16 protein-coding genes are annotated in these 17,276 nt (G+C 70.5%); 7 read left to right on the forward strand and 9 right to left on the reverse strand.

The window, feature by feature from the left end; all coding sequences use genetic code 11:
- The first annotated feature begins 82 nt into the window (after positions 1 to 82).
- Positions 83 to 955, forward strand: coding sequence for a dimethylargininase (ddaH, locus tag QMG86_RS11855; RefSeq protein ID WP_281879502.1), 873 nt, complete (start codon positions 83 to 85; stop codon positions 953 to 955).
- Here ddaH and cobG read toward each other — a convergent pair.
- Together cobG and QMG86_RS11865 are read right to left on the reverse strand one after the other, a co-directional pair.
- Entirely contained in the window at positions 940 to 2,127 is a 1,188-nt protein-coding gene (gene cobG / locus QMG86_RS11860) for a precorrin-3B synthase (RefSeq protein WP_281879504.1), read from the reverse strand. The two genes, ddaH and cobG, sit on opposite strands and share 16 nt — an antisense overlap.
- A gap of 48 nt (positions 2,128 to 2,175) precedes the next feature.
- Positions 2,176 to 3,195 carry an alpha/beta hydrolase gene (locus tag QMG86_RS11865; protein ID WP_281879505.1) on the reverse strand — a complete coding sequence of 340 codons (1,020 nt, stop codon included), beginning with the start codon at positions 3,193 to 3,195 and terminating at the stop codon, positions 2,176 to 2,178.
- Positions 3,196 to 3,646: 451 nt separating this feature from the next.
- Here QMG86_RS11865 and QMG86_RS11870 point away from each other — a divergent pair, with 451 nt between their 5' ends.
- From QMG86_RS11870 to QMG86_RS11880, 3 genes are all read left to right on the forward strand, one after another.
- Positions 3,647 to 4,627: a hypothetical protein gene (locus QMG86_RS11870; protein ID WP_281879506.1), complete on the forward strand. Its 981-nt coding sequence runs from the start codon at positions 3,647 to 3,649 to the stop codon at positions 4,625 to 4,627.
- A gap of 70 nt (positions 4,628 to 4,697) precedes the next feature.
- The gene (locus tag QMG86_RS11875) at positions 4,698 to 5,498 is read left to right on the forward strand and encodes an SAM-dependent methyltransferase (RefSeq protein ID WP_281879507.1); all 801 of its coding nucleotides are present in this window, start codon (positions 4,698 to 4,700) and stop codon (positions 5,496 to 5,498) included.
- Positions 5,499 to 5,507: 9 nt separating this feature from the next.
- Complete coding sequence (locus tag QMG86_RS11880; RefSeq protein WP_281879508.1) at positions 5,508 to 5,948, forward strand: nuclear transport factor 2 family protein; 441 nt, start codon at positions 5,508 to 5,510, stop codon at positions 5,946 to 5,948.
- Positions 5,949 to 6,049: 101 nt separating this feature from the next.
- On the opposite strand, the gene QMG86_RS11885 is transcribed toward QMG86_RS11880, so the two are convergent.
- On the reverse strand, positions 6,050 to 7,606 hold the full coding sequence (locus QMG86_RS11885; protein WP_281879509.1) for an MFS transporter: 1,557 nt from the start codon (positions 7,604 to 7,606) through the stop codon (positions 6,050 to 6,052).
- A 105-nt stretch (positions 7,607 to 7,711) separates the two neighbouring features.
- Here QMG86_RS11885 and QMG86_RS11890 point away from each other — a divergent pair, with 105 nt between their 5' ends.
- The 3 genes from QMG86_RS11890 (at position 7,712) to QMG86_RS11900 (ending at position 12,801) form a co-directional block, all read left to right on the forward strand.
- Positions 7,712 to 8,395, forward strand: coding sequence for a TetR/AcrR family transcriptional regulator (locus QMG86_RS11890; protein WP_281879510.1), 684 nt, complete (start codon positions 7,712 to 7,714; stop codon positions 8,393 to 8,395).
- A 133-nt stretch (positions 8,396 to 8,528) separates the two neighbouring features.
- Complete coding sequence (gene cobN, locus QMG86_RS11895; protein WP_281879511.1) at positions 8,529 to 12,104, forward strand: cobaltochelatase subunit CobN; 3,576 nt, start codon at positions 8,529 to 8,531, stop codon at positions 12,102 to 12,104.
- Positions 12,105 to 12,276: 172 nt separating this feature from the next.
- Positions 12,277 to 12,801, forward strand: a complete 525-nt coding sequence (locus QMG86_RS11900) for a DUF8020 domain-containing protein (protein ID WP_281879512.1) — start codon at positions 12,277 to 12,279, stop codon at positions 12,799 to 12,801.
- A gap of 89 nt (positions 12,802 to 12,890) precedes the next feature.
- Here the strand turns inward: QMG86_RS11900 and QMG86_RS11905 are convergent, their stop codons facing one another.
- The 6 genes from QMG86_RS11905 to QMG86_RS11930 form a co-directional block, all read right to left on the reverse strand.
- Positions 12,891 to 13,850 (reverse strand): helix-turn-helix transcriptional regulator, encoded by a 960-nt coding sequence (locus QMG86_RS11905; protein ID WP_281879513.1) that lies wholly within the window; start codon positions 13,848 to 13,850, stop codon positions 12,891 to 12,893.
- Between the two features lie 49 nt (positions 13,851 to 13,899).
- Positions 13,900 to 15,252, reverse strand: a complete 1,353-nt coding sequence (locus QMG86_RS11910; RefSeq protein WP_281879515.1) for a cytochrome P450 — start codon at positions 15,250 to 15,252, stop codon at positions 13,900 to 13,902.
- 119 nt (positions 15,253 to 15,371) lie between these two features.
- A complete protein-coding gene (locus tag QMG86_RS11915) occupies positions 15,372 to 15,740 on the reverse strand; it encodes an STAS domain-containing protein (RefSeq protein WP_159844212.1) in 369 nt (122 codons plus the stop codon).
- Positions 15,741 to 16,180: 440 nt separating this feature from the next.
- Positions 16,181 to 16,438, reverse strand: coding sequence for a DUF4235 domain-containing protein (locus QMG86_RS11920; protein WP_281879517.1), 258 nt, complete (start codon positions 16,436 to 16,438; stop codon positions 16,181 to 16,183).
- The gene (locus QMG86_RS11925; protein ID WP_281879519.1) at positions 16,435 to 16,830 is read right to left on the reverse strand and encodes a DUF3618 domain-containing protein; all 396 of its coding nucleotides are present in this window, start codon (positions 16,828 to 16,830) and stop codon (positions 16,435 to 16,437) included. The genes QMG86_RS11920 and QMG86_RS11925 overlap by 4 nt, the downstream gene beginning before the upstream one ends.
- A complete protein-coding gene (locus tag QMG86_RS11930) occupies positions 16,827 to 17,243 on the reverse strand; it encodes a phage holin family protein (protein ID WP_281879520.1) in 417 nt (138 codons plus the stop codon). Before QMG86_RS11930 ends, QMG86_RS11925 begins: the two co-directional genes overlap by 4 nt.
- Positions 17,244 to 17,276 lie beyond the last annotated feature (33 nt).

Consider the following 17,276-nt stretch of genomic DNA (forward strand, 5'->3'; position numbering starts at 1 on the left):
GCAATGAATCGCCGTTTCTCACGCAATGCTAGGCGACTTACTGTCGTGGCAGCCAAGTCCTCGCTCACGCCAGGGAGTTCCGTTGACGTCTGTAGCCACCCTCCCCGTCGAATCCGCCACCCGCCGCTGGTCGCCGCGCCGGTTCGTGATGTGCCGTCCCGATCACTTCGACGTCACCTACGCCATCAATCCCTGGATGAATCCCGCCGAGCCGGTCGACCGCTCGCTTGCCCTCGCGCAGTGGGAGACGCTGCGCGCCACCTACGCCGAGCACGGGCACACCGTGGAGGTGGTGCCCGGAGTCGCGGGCCTGCCCGACATGGTGTTCGCCGCCAACGGCGGGCTGATCGTCGGCGACCGCGCCATGTCGGCCCGCTTCACGCACCCCGAGCGTGCCGCGGAAGGCCCGGCCTACCACGCTTGGTTCGCCCGTTACGGACTGGCGAACCTGGTGGCGGCCGGGGAATGCAACGAGGGCGAAGGCGACTTCCTTCTGGTCGGCGACCGGCTCCTGGCCGGAACCGGGTTCCGCAGTTCGCGCGCCGCGCATGACGAGGTGTCGCGCCACTTCGGTCTGCCCGTGGTGTCGCTGGAGCTGGTCGATCCGCGCTTCTATCACCTCGACACCGTGCTGCTCCCGCTGGACGCCGACACGATCGCCTACTACCCGCCCGCGTTCGGTCCGGCGGCGCGTGCGGTGCTCGCCGAGCTCTATCCCGACGCGATCGTGGCCACCGACGCCGATGCGGCGGTGCTCGGGTTGAACGGCGTCTGCGACGGCTACCACGTCTTCCTCAGCAGCGCGGCCACCGACTTGAGCGACGCGCTGCGCGCCCGTGGCTATCACCCGGTCGGAATCGAGATGTCCGAGCTGCTCAAGGCCGGTGGCTCGGTCAAGTGCTGCACCCTCGAGATCCATGGCGGGCCGGCGCGCGACGGTCAGTCGACGCGATAGCCCTCGTCCGTCGCGACGACGTCGGTGACCTCGCCCTGGGGGCGGCCGCAGCGGCGAGCGCACCCGGACCAGTGCTGGCGCCCGGCCACCGCGACGTCCGTCGCGGGCAGCGTCTGCGGGACGTCTGCCGGATGGGCCGGCCCTGGCAGCACCCGTCCGGTGTCGACCGCGTCCGCGGCATCGGCCCGGACGTCGGTGTGCGACTTCGCGCAGCCGGGCTGCCCGGCGCACGCGCTGACCAGCAGCCACGGCGAGTCGGCGTCGAAGATCAAGCCCATCGGCGCGAGCACGCGCACCACTTGTTCGGCGACCCACTCCGCCAGATCGGTGAGCACCAGGCTGCGCCATGGCGTGACGAAGACCGGTCGCTCGACCGCGGCGAGGAACTCGGCGGTGCGGGCGGGCAGGGAGCCGAGGCGCACACCGGCGCCCAGGCCGACCAACCCGTTGTCCTGCTCGAGCCAGCCGATCGGAATGCTCGGCGCGGCAGGGAAGTCGAGCCTTTCCGCGCCGGGGGACAAGCCGAGGCGATCGACGACGCGTTCGGCGCCGTCGGCGATCTCGTGCAACCGCCAGCGGCCGGCGTCGTCGCCGCGCAGGTCCAGGAATTCGTGCGCGGCCGCGAGCACGACGTCGACCGCGTCGGCGGCGGCGAGCCGCAGACCGCTGTCGCGGCCCGCCAGCAGCAACGCGAACTCGTCCGCCCCGACCGCGTGCACCCCGATGTCGGGACCCAGCCCGCTGACATCGCCGCGTCCGTCGTCGAGGGTGAACAGCACACGGCCGGGCAGGCCGGCCAGCCGCGGCGCCGCCAGCAGGCCGCTGTCCAGCGCGGATACCAGCGGGTGCACGTCCGCCAGGCCGCCGATCCGGCCCGACAGCGGCGAGGCGATGATGTTGCGTACCCGTTCGTGCGTGCTGCTCGGCAGCAGACCCGCGTCCGCGAGCCGGTCGGTCAGCGCCCCGGCGTCGCTCACCCGGCGCAACTGGACGTTGCCCCGCGAAGTGAGTTCGATGGTGCCGTCCGCCAGGTCTCGGGCGGCCTCGGCCAGGGCCTGCACCTGGGCGGGCTCCAGACGACCGCCGGGCACGCGGATGCGTGCCAGCGGCCCGTCGGCCGCCTCGTGCAACCGCAGCACACCCGGGCAGGAATCAGGAGCACGTCGCGTCATAACGACTCCAGCGTACGGACGCGTGGGCCGGGCGCGGCGAACGGCCGGTCACTGCCCGATCGAACGCACCCAGTCGATGACGGCGGCTCGATACTCGGCGGTGTTGCGGGCGAGATTGACCGAATGCCCGCTGCCGGGCAGCACGTAGGTGCGCAGTCGCGCCGCTGGGCCGAAGAACGGCGCCTCGGTGGCGCGCAGTATCTCGGCGTCCGCGCAGACCGCGTATTCGGGGCCGCAGGAGAGCCGGTCCCGGCTGCCGTTGACGACCATGACCGGGACGTTGATGAAGTTGGTCATCGGCGGAAGGGTCGACGTCAGGCCGTCCGGATACTCCGCCGGCGAGAAGACTTCCTTGGTCGCTTCGTCCACCGCGAGCACTTCGGGATCGGCCGTCTCGGGTGCGAAGAAACTCGCGGCACGGGTACCGGGCCGCGTCGTCAGATACCCGGGATCGTAGTCCCGATCGGCGAAACGGGCGTCCTCGGCCGCTTGGTGGTAGGTCGAGATGACGCCGAGGACCTCGGACACGTTGAGGGCGTGCGAGAAGCCGGTGAGCAGGATGCCGTCGACATCCTGGTACGTGGTCGCCTCCAGGACATCGATGCCCGAGCTGAGCGAATGGCCGCCCGTGACGACCTTGCCGAACGGGGGCGCGCCCGCGAGTCCCCGGCGCAGGGCCTGGACGATGTCGTGCAGGGCGCGGGCGGAGACCGTCGCGGTGACCTGCGTACTCGGCGGTCTGGTGCTCGCACCGTTGCCGAGCCGATCGATCACCAGCGTCGCCACGCCCGCGGCGTTCATCGCGCGCCGGAAGCTGTAGGTCTCCGGGGCGTAAGGGAAATCCCAATAGGTGTGGTTGTAGTTGGAACCCGCGATCAGCACCATGACGGTGTCGGTGGCGCGCGCCGCGGGAGTGCACAAGGAACCGGCCATCTCCCCGAGCGGGACGGGGATGGAAACCGGTGTACAGCGGCCCGGCGCGGTGTCGTCGGCGTGTGCCGTGTTCGGTGTCAGGCAGAGAAGTATCGCCGCCGCGGACGCGACGATCGACCGGAGCGAGGTTCGCACGCGACGCAGGCTATGCGCGAACATCATGGTGCGCAATACGTGTCGCCGATGAACGCACAGGATTGCCGAACCGGCGTGACAGCAGACGATTTCGATTCGGTGACCGCCGACCCCGCACGGGCGGAACAAGTGTGGCGAAGCCGACCTCGGGAGCCTCGTCATCGACCGCTCCGGCGACGACCGTTCTCATGCCGAATGCCTTCCGAGCGGGGCCGATCGCGCGTCCGATTGTCCGGCGAAGGACGATACCGCGCACAATGTCGCTTGGCTATCGCATAGTTGATTCCGCACGCGTGCACCCGGCCGCACCCGATGTCGCTTCGGGAGAGCGGATGTCCGGGACGACGCGGTCAACGAGGAGCGCGGGAACGTGGGTGCGACAAGACCAGGGGCGGATACGCGAGCGGTGCACTTCGTCGGGAGTTTTCCGGCCGGGAGCACGGATGTCGCGATGCGCGCCATGCTGGACAGCGCCGGGGCGCGACTGCGCACCTTGCCGACGGGGGAGACCCGGCGCTACGAGTTCTATATCCAGCCGATCATCGAAGATCTGGTCGCCCAAGGTGTCTTGGCGGTGAAGAAGCCGGGGACGTGGCGCTCGAGCCGGGAGCGGACGATCCATCGGGTCGCGCGCGGCGCGGAATTGCCCGCCGATGTGATGGATCTCGGCTATCTCGGTGAGGCCGAGGAGGCGTTGCCGATCTTCCGCGAACTACGCGCGAAACGCGAACTGCCTGATCTCGCACTCCAGATCGGCATGCCGACCGACTTCACGCTGACCTTCATCGCCATGGGAGCCGCCGGTCTGCGGCGGCATCGCCCGGCCTTCCGCGAGGCCACCGTGCGTGCCATCGCCGGGATTCGCGAGCTGGCCGGCGACGACGTCGTGGTGCAACTCGAGGCCACTGCGGAACTTGTGCTCATGGCCAGGGCGCAGCCGTTGCACCGCCTGGTCGATCGGGCGCTGGGACTGGGTGAGGGGATCGCCGCGCTGGCCGCGGCGACGCCCGAGGGAACACGTTTCGGAGTGCACCTGTGCCTGGGCAGTCTGCGCAACAAAGCCCGGGGCAGGCTGCGTGATGCCCGGCCGCTGGTAGATCTGGCCAATTCCGTCGTCCGGCGGTGGCCGCGGGGGCGCGTTCTGCAATTCGTGCACGGCCCCTTCGCGGCGGGCGATATACCGCCGTCGGCGGAGCCCGGATTCTATGCTCCCCTGTCGGATTTGGCTCTGGGTGAGGGCACCGATTTCTATGCCGGGTTCGTGCACGACGTGCCCACCGAGGCGCAGCAGGCGCGGACGTTGCGGGTCATCGAGGACGCGCTGGGCCGCCCGGTCGACGGAGTCGCCTGCGCCTGCGGCCTCGGGCGTCGCACTCGTCCGGTGGCGGATGAACTCATGGCGCGAGCCCGGGTGCTCGCGGCCGGCGACTGAGTTCGTGCGTGCGGGAATCCGGTTCTTTCCCATCCTGATCGAGAGAGCGCGGAGAGGTACGGTGTCCGGCATGGAGCGAGCACCGCGCGGCGTCGATCCGAATCGGCCGAATTCCGCTCGGGTATACGACTACCTGCTCGGCGGCAAGGACAATTACGAGGTGGATCGGGCGGTCGCGCATCGTATGCTGTCCATCGCCCCGGATACCCGCACGTTGGCGTGGTTCAGCCGCCAGTTCCTGGTGCGTGCGGTCCAGTCGGCCGCGGAGGCGGGGGTCCGGCAGTTCATCGACCTCGGCGCGGGTATCCCGACTTCACCGAACGTGCACGAAGTCGCGCGCAAGACCGATCCCTCGGCGCGAGTGGTCTACGTCGATTTCGACCCGGTCGTCTACGCGCACTGCAATGCGCTGCTGGCGAATTCGGAGGGTGTGACGGCGCTGCAAGGGGACGTTCGCCGTCCGGAGGAGATCATCGATCGGCTGCGGAGCGAGGGCCTGATCGACTTCGGTGAACCGGTGGCGATCACGCTCGTCGGGGTGCTGCACTTCGTGATGGACGACGAACGCCCGGCCGAGATCGTCGCTCGGCTGCGCGAAGCCATGGCGCCGGGAAGCTATCTGGCGTTCACGCACGGCGGCGACAACAGCAATTCCGAATTCATCACCCAGTCGTCGTCGGATACCGCCAATTCCTCGGCTCAGGTGGTCTATCGCTCGCCGGCCGTGGTCGAGTCGTTCTTCGAGGGTTTCGAGATGCTCGATCCCGGTGTGGTTCCCCTGCAGCAGTGGCTCGGCGACGACCTGCCGGACACCGGGTTGGTGCTGCTGGGCGGGGTGGTCCGCAAACCTTTGGACACGCGCGCCGACTAAGGTCGGCGTATGTCCGAAATCTCCGCGCTCGCAGACCGGCTCGCCATCGTCGAGGCGATCACCAAAATGTTCGTGTACACCGATCAGAAGCGGTGGGAAGACTTGTCGGCCGAGGTCTTCACACCGACCGTGGATTTCGACGGCGGATTCGGCGGCCCGGTCGGGGAGCGCGCCGCGACCGACATCATCGCCGATTGGCGTACCGGGCTCGCCGACCTCGACGGAGTGCACCACCAGTCGGGCAACCATCTCATCGATCTGGACGGCGATGCGGCGCGCGTGCACGCGGACGCCATCGCGGTGCACGTCAAGAACACCGCGACCGAAGGCAAGACCCGGACCTTCGTCGGCAGCTATTCCCTCGGCGTCGAACGCACGGTGAACGGGTGGCGGGTCAACCGGTTCCACTACCACCTCAAGGTGATCGACGGGAACGCGGATCTCGTCTAGGTCCGGCGCGGGATCGCCCGCGGCCCCGACCGCTCGCGAACCTCGACGGGCTGCCGCGGGGGTGGCGCGCTTCGTCCCGAGGTGTCACCTGCGAGCGATCGTCAGGGCGTGGTCGTCGGCTGTGTTTCCGGTCGAGGCGCTGCGGGTTTCGCCGTCGCGCGGGACCGGCCCGGCGCCCAGACGCCGATGAGGATCGCGGCGACGAACGTGATGACGGCCAGCGCGAGCGCGGACTGCCCGGCGCCGTGCACGAAAGCCGACTCGGCGAATTCGGCCAGCGGCGCGGCTTGCGGGCCCATCCGCTCGGTGGTCTCCAGCGCCGCGGCCAGCGAGTCGCCGACCGGTTCGCGGATCTGGTCGGGGAGCCGGGGCAGGGCGGGCGCGATGCGGTGGCTGTATCCGGCGGCCAGGATGCTGCCCGCGATGGCGATGCCGATGGCAGCGCCTACTTCGCGCGCCGCGTCGTTCACGGCCGCGGCGATGCTGTGCTTCTCCACCGGGGTGCCCGCGATGATCGCGGCCGTCGCCGGCGCGGTGCACAGGCCGGTCCCCGCGCTCATGATCAGGAACGGCCAGAGCAGGTCGAGGTAGGTGGTGTCGACGTCGACGCGGGAGAGCGCGACGAGCGCGACGCCGATGATCACCAGCCCGCCCGCGATCGGGAGCCGCAGTCCGACCCGCTCGGCGAGTCGTGGCGCGACCGCCGAGACGGCCACCATCGGCACCATCATCGGCGCCATCGCCAGCGCCGACACGATCGGCCGGAACCCGAGGATCAGCTGCAGGAACTGCACCATCAGCAGAAAGGTCCCGAAGCATACGAGGAACTGCAGTGTCACCGACGCGGTGCCGGAGCCGAACCCGCGATCGGCGAACAGACGCAGATCCAGCAGAGGGTGCGCCACCCGCGTCTCGATCGCCACGAACGCCGCGGCTGCCACGACCGCCGTGACGGCGGCGCCGATCACCACCGGATCCACCCATCCGCGCTCGGGCGCGGCGATCGCCGCCGACACCAATGATCCGACGGCAACGGCCGAGGTGACGCCGCCCCACGCGTCCAGCCGGGGACGATCCCGGTCGACCGATTCCGGCAGGGTGCATCCCGCGATCATCAGGACCAGTCCCGCCACGGCCATGGCGAGGAAGATCGACACCCACGACCACCACTCCAGCAGCAGGCCCGAGCCGAGGATGCCGAGCACCGCGCCCGCACCGGCGACGCCCGCCCACAGCCCGACGGCATTGCCCCGGCGCGCTTCGGGAAATCCGGCGGTGATCAGGGACAGCGTCGAAGGCATGACGAGCGCGGCGCCCACTCCGGCCGCCGTTCGGCCCGCGATCAGCCAGCCGGGCGTGTCCAGCAGTGCCGGAGTCGCCGAGGCCGCCGCGAAGACGAACAGCCCGATGATCAGCACTACGCGCCGCCCGTAACGGTCGCCGAGCGCGCCCGCGGGCAGGACCAGGCAGGCCAGCGCCAGGGTGTACCCGTCGACGACCCAGGTGAGCTGCTGCTGACTGGCGCCCGTCGCGGCGGCGATCTCCGGCAGCGCGGTGTACAAGGCGGCCATCGAGGCGATCACCAGCGCGACCGTGAGACACGAGATCGTCAGCACCCAGCGTTGAGCGGCGGACAAATGTGTCGTGGTGGACTCCACGGCGCCTCCCGGGGCAGTACGAAACTGTCGGTATCGCTACGCTACTATCAGTAGCATAAGTTGGCCCGGTGGCGATAGGCGCAGCGGAGGAGGATCGTTCGACCCATGACCGGTGCTGCCGACCCGACGCCGCGCGAGTCCGCGCACGACGACGTCGACCCGCGCAAACTGCGCTCCCGTGCCAGGCTGCTGGACGCCGCGACCGCGCTGTTGAAAACCGGTGGGCTGGAAGCGGTTACCGTCGAGGCGGTCACGACCATGTCGAAGGTCGCCCGCACCACGCTGTACCGGCATTTCGACAACGCCATGCAACTGCGCGCCGCCACGCTCGAGCGCCTGCTTCCTCCGGTCATCGAGGCGGCTCCCGGTGGCCCGCTGCGGCAGCGGCTGATCGACCTGCTCAGCAGGCAGGCCGCGGTCGTCAACGAGGCCCCGCTGCAGGTGTCCACGCTGGCCTGGCTGGCCACCGGCGAGCGCGGCGAACCGGGCGCGGGACCGGCGTTCACGTCGCTGCGCCGTCGGCTCGTCGAGCAGTACCGCCAGCCGTTCGACCAGCTGTTCGGGGATCCCGACGTGCGCGCGCAGCTCGGCGATCCGGACGTGACGTTCGCGCTGACTCAGCTCGTCGGCCCGATCGTCTTCGCCAGGCTGGTCGGACTCCCGCCGGTCACACCTGCCGAGTGCGCGCGACTGGTCGACGATTTCCTGGCCGCGCGGGCGAGCGACCGCGACCGCCGCGCGACCGAGCTCGGCGGACGCGTGGACGAGGCCGATCCGAACGGCAGGTAGCATCGGCGTGCTCGGCGGACGACGAGGAAACCGGTGGAAGTCCGGTGCGGTCGCGCCACTGTAGAAAGCCAGACCCTCCCCGGCGAGCAGCGAACCCCCCGATGGGCGCGTCACCCGAGGAAGGCTGCCACCCGTGATTGTGCTGTTGTCCACGTCCGACACCGATCTGCTCAGTGCCCGCGCCAGCGGCGCAGACTACCGTTGGGGGAACCCGGCTCGCCTGCTGGTCGACGACCTGCCCGGCCTGCTCGACGGCGCCGAGCTGGTGATCGTGCGCATCCTCGGCGGTAAACGGGCGTGGGAGGATGGGCTGGAGGCACTGCGCGGCAGCGGGATTCCGCTCGTCGCGCTCGGCGGTGAGATCGCGCCCGATGCCGAGCTGATGGAATGCTCCACCGTCCCGGGCGGCGTCGCGGCCGACGCGCACAACTACCTCGCCGCCGGTGGCCCCGAGAACCTGCGGCAGCTGCACAATTTCCTGTCCGACACGGTGCTGCTGACCGGCCACGGCTTCGAGCCGCCGGTCCAGTTGCCCAGTTGGGGCGAACTGGACCGGGTCGCGGCCGAGCCGGCCGACGGGCCCACCGTCGCGGTGATCTACTACCGCGCGCAGCATCTGGCGGGCAACACCGCCTACGTCGGCGCGCTGTGCACCGCGATCGAACAGGCGGGCGCACGGGCGCTGCCGCTGTACTGCGCGTCGCTGCGCACCGCCGAACCCGAATTGCTCGCGACCCTGCGCCGGGCCGACGCGCTGGTGGTGACGGTGCTGGCCGCGGGCGGCACCAAGCCCGCCGCCGCGTCGGCGGGCGGCGAGGACGAGGCTTGGGATGTCGGCGCGCTCGCCGACCTGGACGTGCCCATCTTGCAAGGGCTGTGCCTGACCACCGGCCGGGCCCAATGGGAGGCCAACGACGACGGGCTGTCGCCCCTGGACGTCGCCACCCAGGTGGCGGTGCCGGAGTTCGACGGCCGAATCATCACCGTCCCGTTCTCGTTCAAGGAATTCGACGCCGACGGCCTGTCCACGTACGTCCCGGATCCCGAGCGCGCCGCCCGCGTCGCGGGCATCGCGACGCGCTACGCGCGGCTGCGCCACATCCCCGCCGCGCGCAAGCGCGTCGCGGTCATGCTGTCGGCCTACCCGACCAAGCACGCCCGCATCGGCAACGCCGTCGGTCTGGACACCCCGGCCAGCGCCATCCGACTGCTTACCGAAATGCGTTCCGCTGGTTACGATCTCGGCGCTCCCGGCGAGATCCCCGGTCTGGACGAGCAGGACGGTGACGCCCTCGTGCACGCGTTGATCGCGGCCGGTGGTCAGGACCACGACTGGCTCACCGCCGAGCAGCTCGAGGGCAACCCGATCCGCATCGGCGCGGCCACCTACACGGCCTGGTTCGACACCCTGCCCGAGGACCTGCGGGACGCTGTCGTGGCAGCGTGGGGACCGCCGCCGGGGGAACTGTACGTCGACCGCTCGTCCGACCCGGAGGGCGAGATCGTCATCGCGGCCCTGCGTTTCGGCAATGTCGTGCTCATGGTGCAGCCGCCGCGCGGTTTCGGCGAGAACCCCGTCGCGATCTACCACGATCCCGATCTGCCCCCCAGTCACCACTACCTGGCGGCCTACCGGTGGCTCAGCGCGCCCGAAGGCTTCGGGGCCGACGCGATGGTGCACCTGGGCAAGCACGGAAACCTGGAGTGGCTGCCGGGCAAGACGCTGGGCATGTCGGCCTCCTGCGGCACCGACGCGGCCCTCGGCGACCTACCGCTGATCTATCCGTTCCTGGTGAACGACCCCGGTGAGGGCACCCAGGCCAAGCGGCGCGCGCACGCCACCTTGGTGGATCACCTGATCCCGCCGATGGCCCGCGCCGAAAGCTACGGCGACATCGCACGTCTCGAGCAACTGCTCGACGAGCACGCCAACATCTCCGCGCTGGACCCCGCCAAGCTGCCCGCCATCCGGCAGCAGATCTGGACGCTGATGCGTGCGGCGAAGATGGACCACGACCTCGGCCTCTCCGAGCGTCCGGACGAGGAGTCCTTCGACGACATGCTGCTGCACGTCGACGGCTGGCTGTGCGAGATCAAGGACGTGCAGATCCGCGACGGCCTGCACGTGCTCGGACGAGCCCCGGCGGGGGAGAGCGAACTGGACCTGGTGCTGGCCATGCTCCGCGCGCGCCAGTTGTGGGGCGGCGAGCGCACCGTGCCCGGCCTGCGGGAAGCCCTCGGCCTCGACGAATCGGGCGGGGAGGCGCGCGAGCGCGTGGACGCCGCGGAGGAGCGGGCCCGGGCTCTGGTCGCGGCGTTGCAGGCGGCGGACTGGTCGCCGGACGCGGTCGACGGCCTCACCGACGACCCGGATGTCCGCCGGGTGCTGCGGTTCGCGGCGACCGAGGTCGTGCCGCGGCTGCGGCAGACCGGTGTGGAGATCGAGCGGGTGCTGCACGCGCTCGACGGCGGGTTCATCCCCGCCGGTCCGAGCGGTTCGCCGTTGCGCGGCCTGATCAACGTCCTGCCCACCGGACGCAATTTCTACTCGGTCGACCCGAAGGCGGTCCCGTCCCGGTTGGCCTGGGAGACCGGGCAGGCCATGGCGGAATCCCTGCTCGAGCGCTATCGCACCGACCACGGCGAATACCCGCGGTCGGTGGGACTGTCGATCTGGGGCACCTCCGCCATGCGCACCTCGGGCGACGACATCGCCGAAGTCCTGGCGCTGCTGGGCGTCCGGCCGGTCTGGGACGAGGCGAGCCGCCGGGTCAGCGCGCTCGAGGTGATCTCGCTCGCCGAGCTCGGCCGTCCCCGCATCGATGTCACCGTGCGCATCAGCGGCTTCTTCCGGGACGCCTTCCCGCATGTCCTGGCCTTGCTCGACGACGCGGTCCGCCTGGTCGCCGACCTGGACGAGCCCGCCGAGACGAACTACGTGCGGGCACACGCCCAGGCCGATCTCGCCGAGCACGGCGACTCGCGGCGCGCCACCACCCGCATCTTCGGCTCCAAGCCCGGCACCTACGGGGCGGGTCTGCTGCAGCTGATCGATGCGAAGAGCTGGCGCACCGACGACGACCTCGCCGAGGTGTACACGACCTGGGGCGGCTACGCCTACGGGCGCGACCTCGACGGCGCGCCCGCCGCCGAGGACATGCGCGGCGCGTATCGCCGGATCGCGGTGGCGGCCAAGAACACCGACACCCGCGAACACGACATCGCCGATTCCGACGACTATTTCCAGTTCCACGGCGGTATGGTCGCCACCGTGCGCGCGCTGACGGGCAAGAACCCCGAGGCCTACATCGGTGACAGCACCCGCCCGGACGCGGTGCGCACCCGGACGCTGTCCGAGGAGACGGCGCGGGTGTTCCGGGCCCGTGTGGTCAACCCGCGGTGGCTCGAGGCCATGCGCAGGCACGGCTACAAGGGCGCGTTCGAAATGGCGGCGACCGTCGACTATTTGTTCGGCTACGACGCCACCACCAACGTGGTGGCCGACTGGATGTACGAAAAGCTTACGGAGAGCTACGTTTTCGACGAGGTGAACCGGAAGTTCATGGAGCAGTCCAATCCGTGGGCGCTGCACGGCATCGCCGAGCGGCTGCTGGAGGCGGCCGAGCGGAAACTGTGGGAGCACCCCGAACGAGACACGCTCGATCGGCTGCGGCAGGTCTATCTGGAGACCGAAGGGGAGTTGGAGTAACGGACCGGCACCCTCCCATCTTAGCTGGAAGATTGCCGAAAACCCTGGCTTGCAAGACATTTCGGGCATTGCCAAGTGCCGGAAATGGTGATGCGTAACGTCTATAATCGCTAGTGTTTCACGGCTGTACCCAGGTAACGACAGATCGAATCTGCTGAGGATGGGAAGGCTCATGAAGTTCAGAGAATTGGTTGCGACCACGCTGCTGACTATCGCCGCCACCGGCGTGACCGCGGCGACCGCGTACGGGCAACCCGAGATCTACGACCCCGTGGTGAGCGGGAACGACAGCGGCGTCGCCTACACCGCGTCCGTCGCGCCGGACCGCACGAGCGCGGCGGTGACGCTCGCCGACGGGACGTTCGCCCGCACGCCGGAGGGGATCGCGGTGCTGGGTGCCGACGGGTCGGTCGTGACCACGGTGCCGACGACCATGGTGTCCATGTTCGGTCAGCAGGTCGAAGTGGCAACCGACATCGATGCGGCCGGGACGACATTGACACTGACTCCGGTCGGAGCCGCCATCCCGGAGCCGGGTGCGCCGCAGTTCATCGGTGACGCGGGCTCCACACTGGGCGGGGTGGCGATCGGCTGTGCCATCGGGGCGCTGGTCGGTCTCGTGTTCTTCATCGTCGGCGTCTTCCCCGGCTGTGTGGTCGGCGGTCTCATCGGCGCCGCCGCGGGCGCCAGCCGGTAGTGGCGGACTGACTCGGAGTGCGACCTCGGCCGCGCTCGGCGCTTGCGGCACCGAGCGCGGCCGTTTCCGTTCACGCGAAAGGTCCCACGTCATTTCCGCCCGGCCGCTCGCTGGAAACGCTCGGCTGCGGCGACCAGGTGTTCGGCGAGCGCGGGGGAGTCGAGCACCTCGAATTCCACGTCGGCGAGGCCGAGATACAGCGTCAGCAGCTGGGGTGAGTCCGAGCCCACCTGCGCGACACAGTGCTGCGGCCCGTCCGGCTCGACCTCCACTGCCGCGGGCAGCCGGGCCCGGATCACCTCGGCGGGGGCGGCCATGCGCACCCGGGCGCGGTAGCGCCAGGTGGCAGCGCCCACGCCGCGCTGTACTCGCTCGGCGATCTGCTCCTCGGACAGGATGCGAGGCGTGAACCGCGGCCCGTTCGGAATCTTCGGCGTGATCCGGTCGAGGCGGAAGGTGCGCCAGTCGCGGCGCCCCACATCCCAGGCGACCAGATACCAGCGGCCCGACCAGTGCACCATCCGGTGCGGCTCGGCATCCCGGCTGGAGCGGGTACCGTCGTGGCTCTCGTAGTCGAAGCGCAATCGTTCGCTCGCCCGGATCGCGCCCGCTACCGCGGTGAGTACCGCCGCGTCCACGGTCGACTGTCCGCTGCCGGGCACGTGCACGGTGGCCGCCGTCAGCGAGTCGACCCGGTGCCGCAATCGCGAGGGCAGCACCTGCTGCAGTTTCGCCAGTGCCCGCACCGATGTCTCCTCGATGCCGGTGACCGCGCCGTTGGCGGCGGTGACCAGTCCGACCGCCACCGCGACGGCCTCGTCGTCGTCCAGCAGTAACGGCGGCATCGCCGACCCGGCCCCGAGCCGGTAGCCGCCCGCGGCGCCGGGCGTGGCATGCACGGGGTATCCGAGCGTTCGCAACCGCTCGACATCGGTGCGGATGGTCCGAGTGGACACGCCGAGTCTTTCGGCAAGCGCGGGCCCGGTCCAGTCGCTCCGAAGCTGCAAAAGCGACAGCAACCGCAACAGGCGTGCGGAGGTTTCCAGCATCGGTCGATCATGACAGCTTTCGCGGAAGTGTTTCTTCCGCGTCAGCCCGTCAACCCGCTTGGGTCATGCACGGCTCCACGGTGAAATCGAGCCCGAAATTGTTCAAGGTGACCGGCAGCGGAGCGTCGGGGTTCGGCCGCGGGGTGGACCGCAGCCGGAAGTCGGCGGAGGTCAACAGGTGTGCGAGCAGCGTGCTGGTGACGAACAGCACCAGGTTGCGGCCGGGGCAGTCGGCGGGACCCGCGCTGAACGGCACGAGCTGGGGGTACTGCTCCGCGCGGCCGTCGAGCCAGATCTCCGGGACGAACTGGTCGGCGAACGGCAGCAGCTCGGCGTCCCGGTGGAACGCGGGCACCGTGATCATGAGGGCGGCGCCCGCCGCGATGGTGAAGCGTTCCTCGCCCTCCCGCCACTGGGTGTCGGCGGTGATGTCGCGCAGCAACATGGGCGTGGTCGGCCACAGCCGCACCGATTCGAGCACGCAGGCGCGCAGATAGCCGCGCAGATCGACGCGGTCCGGATCGACGGCGTCGGCGAGCGCGCGGGCATGGTGCTCGGGATGGGTGCTCAGCACCGCCAGTGCCCGGCTCAGCGCGATGCCCGCCGCGTCGAAGGCGAACAACCAGTGCGGTATCTGCCCGACCGGATCGGTGGCCCCGCCCGCGGGCACCGCGGCCAGCGCCCCGGCCAGGCTGTCCGGCGAAGCGGACTCCACGTGCCGGTACAGCCGATTGGTGAACTGATCGCGCTGCCTGCGGTGCGCGGGCGCCAGGAACGACCAATTGCCCGCCGAGCGCAGCCGGGACAGCTCGTCGGTGAGCACTGTGTCGTCGCGTCCTCGCTCGCCCAGCACGATCCGCCGTACCAGCCGCCACCATCGGATCGTGAACTGCCGCGCGTCCAGGTGACCGCGGTGCAGGGCCGACACGATCAGCTCGCGCGCCTCCTCCGCGATGGCCTCGGCGAACGGCCCGGCCAGGCGATGCAGCGGCTCGGCCGAGTCCAATGCGGCCTCGTTCACGGCCCGGCGCTGGTCACGGATCGGGCCCTCGGACAGGAGGACGCCGTGTGGCTGGAACTGGCGCAGCGCGGCGCGCTTCTCGCGATTGGCCGGGTGGAACGGCGTGGGCGCGTCGGCCAGCACCCGCCCGACGTCGTGCGGATCGAGGACGACCACGATCCGGCGCCCCGGCACCACGAGCTCGACCGGGCCCGCGCCGAACTCACGCCGCAACTGCCGCACACGCTCGATCGCCCGGGAATCGGCTCCGGTGCGCTCCAGCAAGCCGAGCACCGGCCGACGCCGGGCGATGACCCCCGAGGCGACCGAGGCGAATCCGAGATCCGCCAACGCCGCCACCGCGGGCACTCCCACCAGTCGGTGTTCGCGGTTTTCTGCCATACGGCCTCCTCCCGGTGCGCTCAGGTCGACACGATGCCGACGACCGGGCACATACCCGGCGACGCCGGGGTCGAAACCGCGGCGGGGTCCGGGCGGCACCGAGCTGATGCCGGGGAAGCTCAGCTGGGGGTCTGGGTCTCGTCCACCGCGAGCGCGTCCTCGACCGAGTCGAACACCGTGAGCAACCGGTCCAGGGCGGTCACCTCGATCGGCCTGCGCGCCGCGTCGCTGGGGACGACGCGCAGGCCGCCCGAGCCGGTGGCCTCCGAAGCCGCCAGCAGCACGCTGAGACCGGCGGAGCCGAGGAACCCGACGTTCGACATGTCCACCACGACCGCGGCCGGCCCGTCGCGCAGGGCCTCGTCGAGCGCCGATTGCAAGCGTGGCGCGGACGCCATGTCGATCTCGCCGTGCACGGTGACCACCACCGTGTCCTCCGCCGACCGCACCTCGACCTCCAGCGCCCGGGGCGCGCTTTCGGAACTCACAATCCACCTCCCGTGCCGGCGACGCGTCCTCGGCAGTACGTCACGTCGACCTCTCCGGTTCGCTCCTCTTACGCACGCAGGGCACGGCGCAGAGCGCGAGCATTCCGCGGTCAACTTACCCCATCGCGGCTCGGGGCAATCACACTGCCGCGTCGTCCCCCTAGGACCGGGCGGCACCGCGGGATCGGAGGTCGCCGTCGCACCGGTCCGGAAGTCCTCGTCTCAGCAGCCGGTGTGCGCGGGGTGTGACTTGCCGGACCGCGATATGTACCAAGTCATTACGCCGGCGCGGCCGAGCGACCTCGGCGCCTCGTCACCACCCGCACGCCGATCCCTGGACAGCGAGCGCCGCCGCCGTGGTTCGGAGTTCCTCGCGGAGTGTCCGAACTCACGGCGGCGGAGGAGAATTCGAGCGGCGGCGCCGCGCTCGCCTGGTGGCGCTATTCCGGCCAAGTGCCGGTGAGCGATTCGTAGCCCGTCGCGCCCGCGCGATCGATCGCGGCCTTGACCAAGCCGAAGACCGCGCCCTGCAATGCCGCGGCGAACAGCACCTCGCGCCAGGAATGATCTCGCGCGGTCGAGGTCGGGGCCTGCTCCTCACCCGTGATCTGCCGCCACACCTTGGTGAACACGGCGTTCGCCGCGAGGCCGCCGAGCACGCTGATCAGCAGGCCGAGCGGTTTGTACAGTGTCTTCATCGCCGCCTCCGCACGATCTGCCACACCAGCGCGGCGAGCGCCCCCGCGCCGATGGCGGCCGGGATCGGATACGCGCGCAGTGCGCCACCCGCCTGCCTGCCGCGTTCGGCGACCGGTTCCGGTGTCGCCGCCGCCACGCGGTGGGCGAGGTCCGCGGCGCCCGTGCGGGCCTGTTGGGCCTTGTCCGCTACCGCCAGCGCCGCCTCGGACGCCGCGTGCTGCGTCGCCTCGACGGCGTCGTGCGCCTTCTCCTTGCTCCGCGCGGGCACGTCCAGCTTGTGGCCGAGCTCTTCGACCGTCCTGCCGAGCTCCGCCCGGGCCTGGTCGCGGTCGCGCCGCAGGGCCTCGACGTCGTCGGTGGGCTGCCCGGCCCCGGGTCGGCTGTCAGTCATCCCCGCCTCCTGTCCTTGATCACCTCGATGTCCTCGCGCACGCCCTCGACCGCCTCCTGCGGTATCGGCGGACTCGCGTGCTCCACGCTCTTCTTCCCGGACAGTCCGAGGATCGCCGCGACCACCAGCAGGGCGCCCGCGACGATGAGCGCGGCCGCCCAGCCCGGCAGCACCTCGGTGAGACCGAGTACCGCCGCGGCGACCAACGCGGCCCCACCGTAGAACGCCAGGAGCGCCGCGACGCCGGCCAGGCCCGCGCCGAGGCCGAATCGTTTTCCCTTCTCGCGCATCTCGACCCGGGCGAGCTGGAGCTCGTCGCGGATGAGCCGGGACACCTGGGCCGTGGCGTCCTCGACGAGTTCGGTGACCGATCGCGCGTTCGCGGGCGGGCGAATCTGTGTCGTCTCGGTCATGAGACCTCCTTCGGCATGTCACACCTCCTGCAC

It is taken from the genome of Nocardia sputorum, assembly GCF_027924405.1.
GTDB lineage: Bacteria > Actinomycetota > Actinomycetes > Mycobacteriales > Mycobacteriaceae > Nocardia > Nocardia sputorum.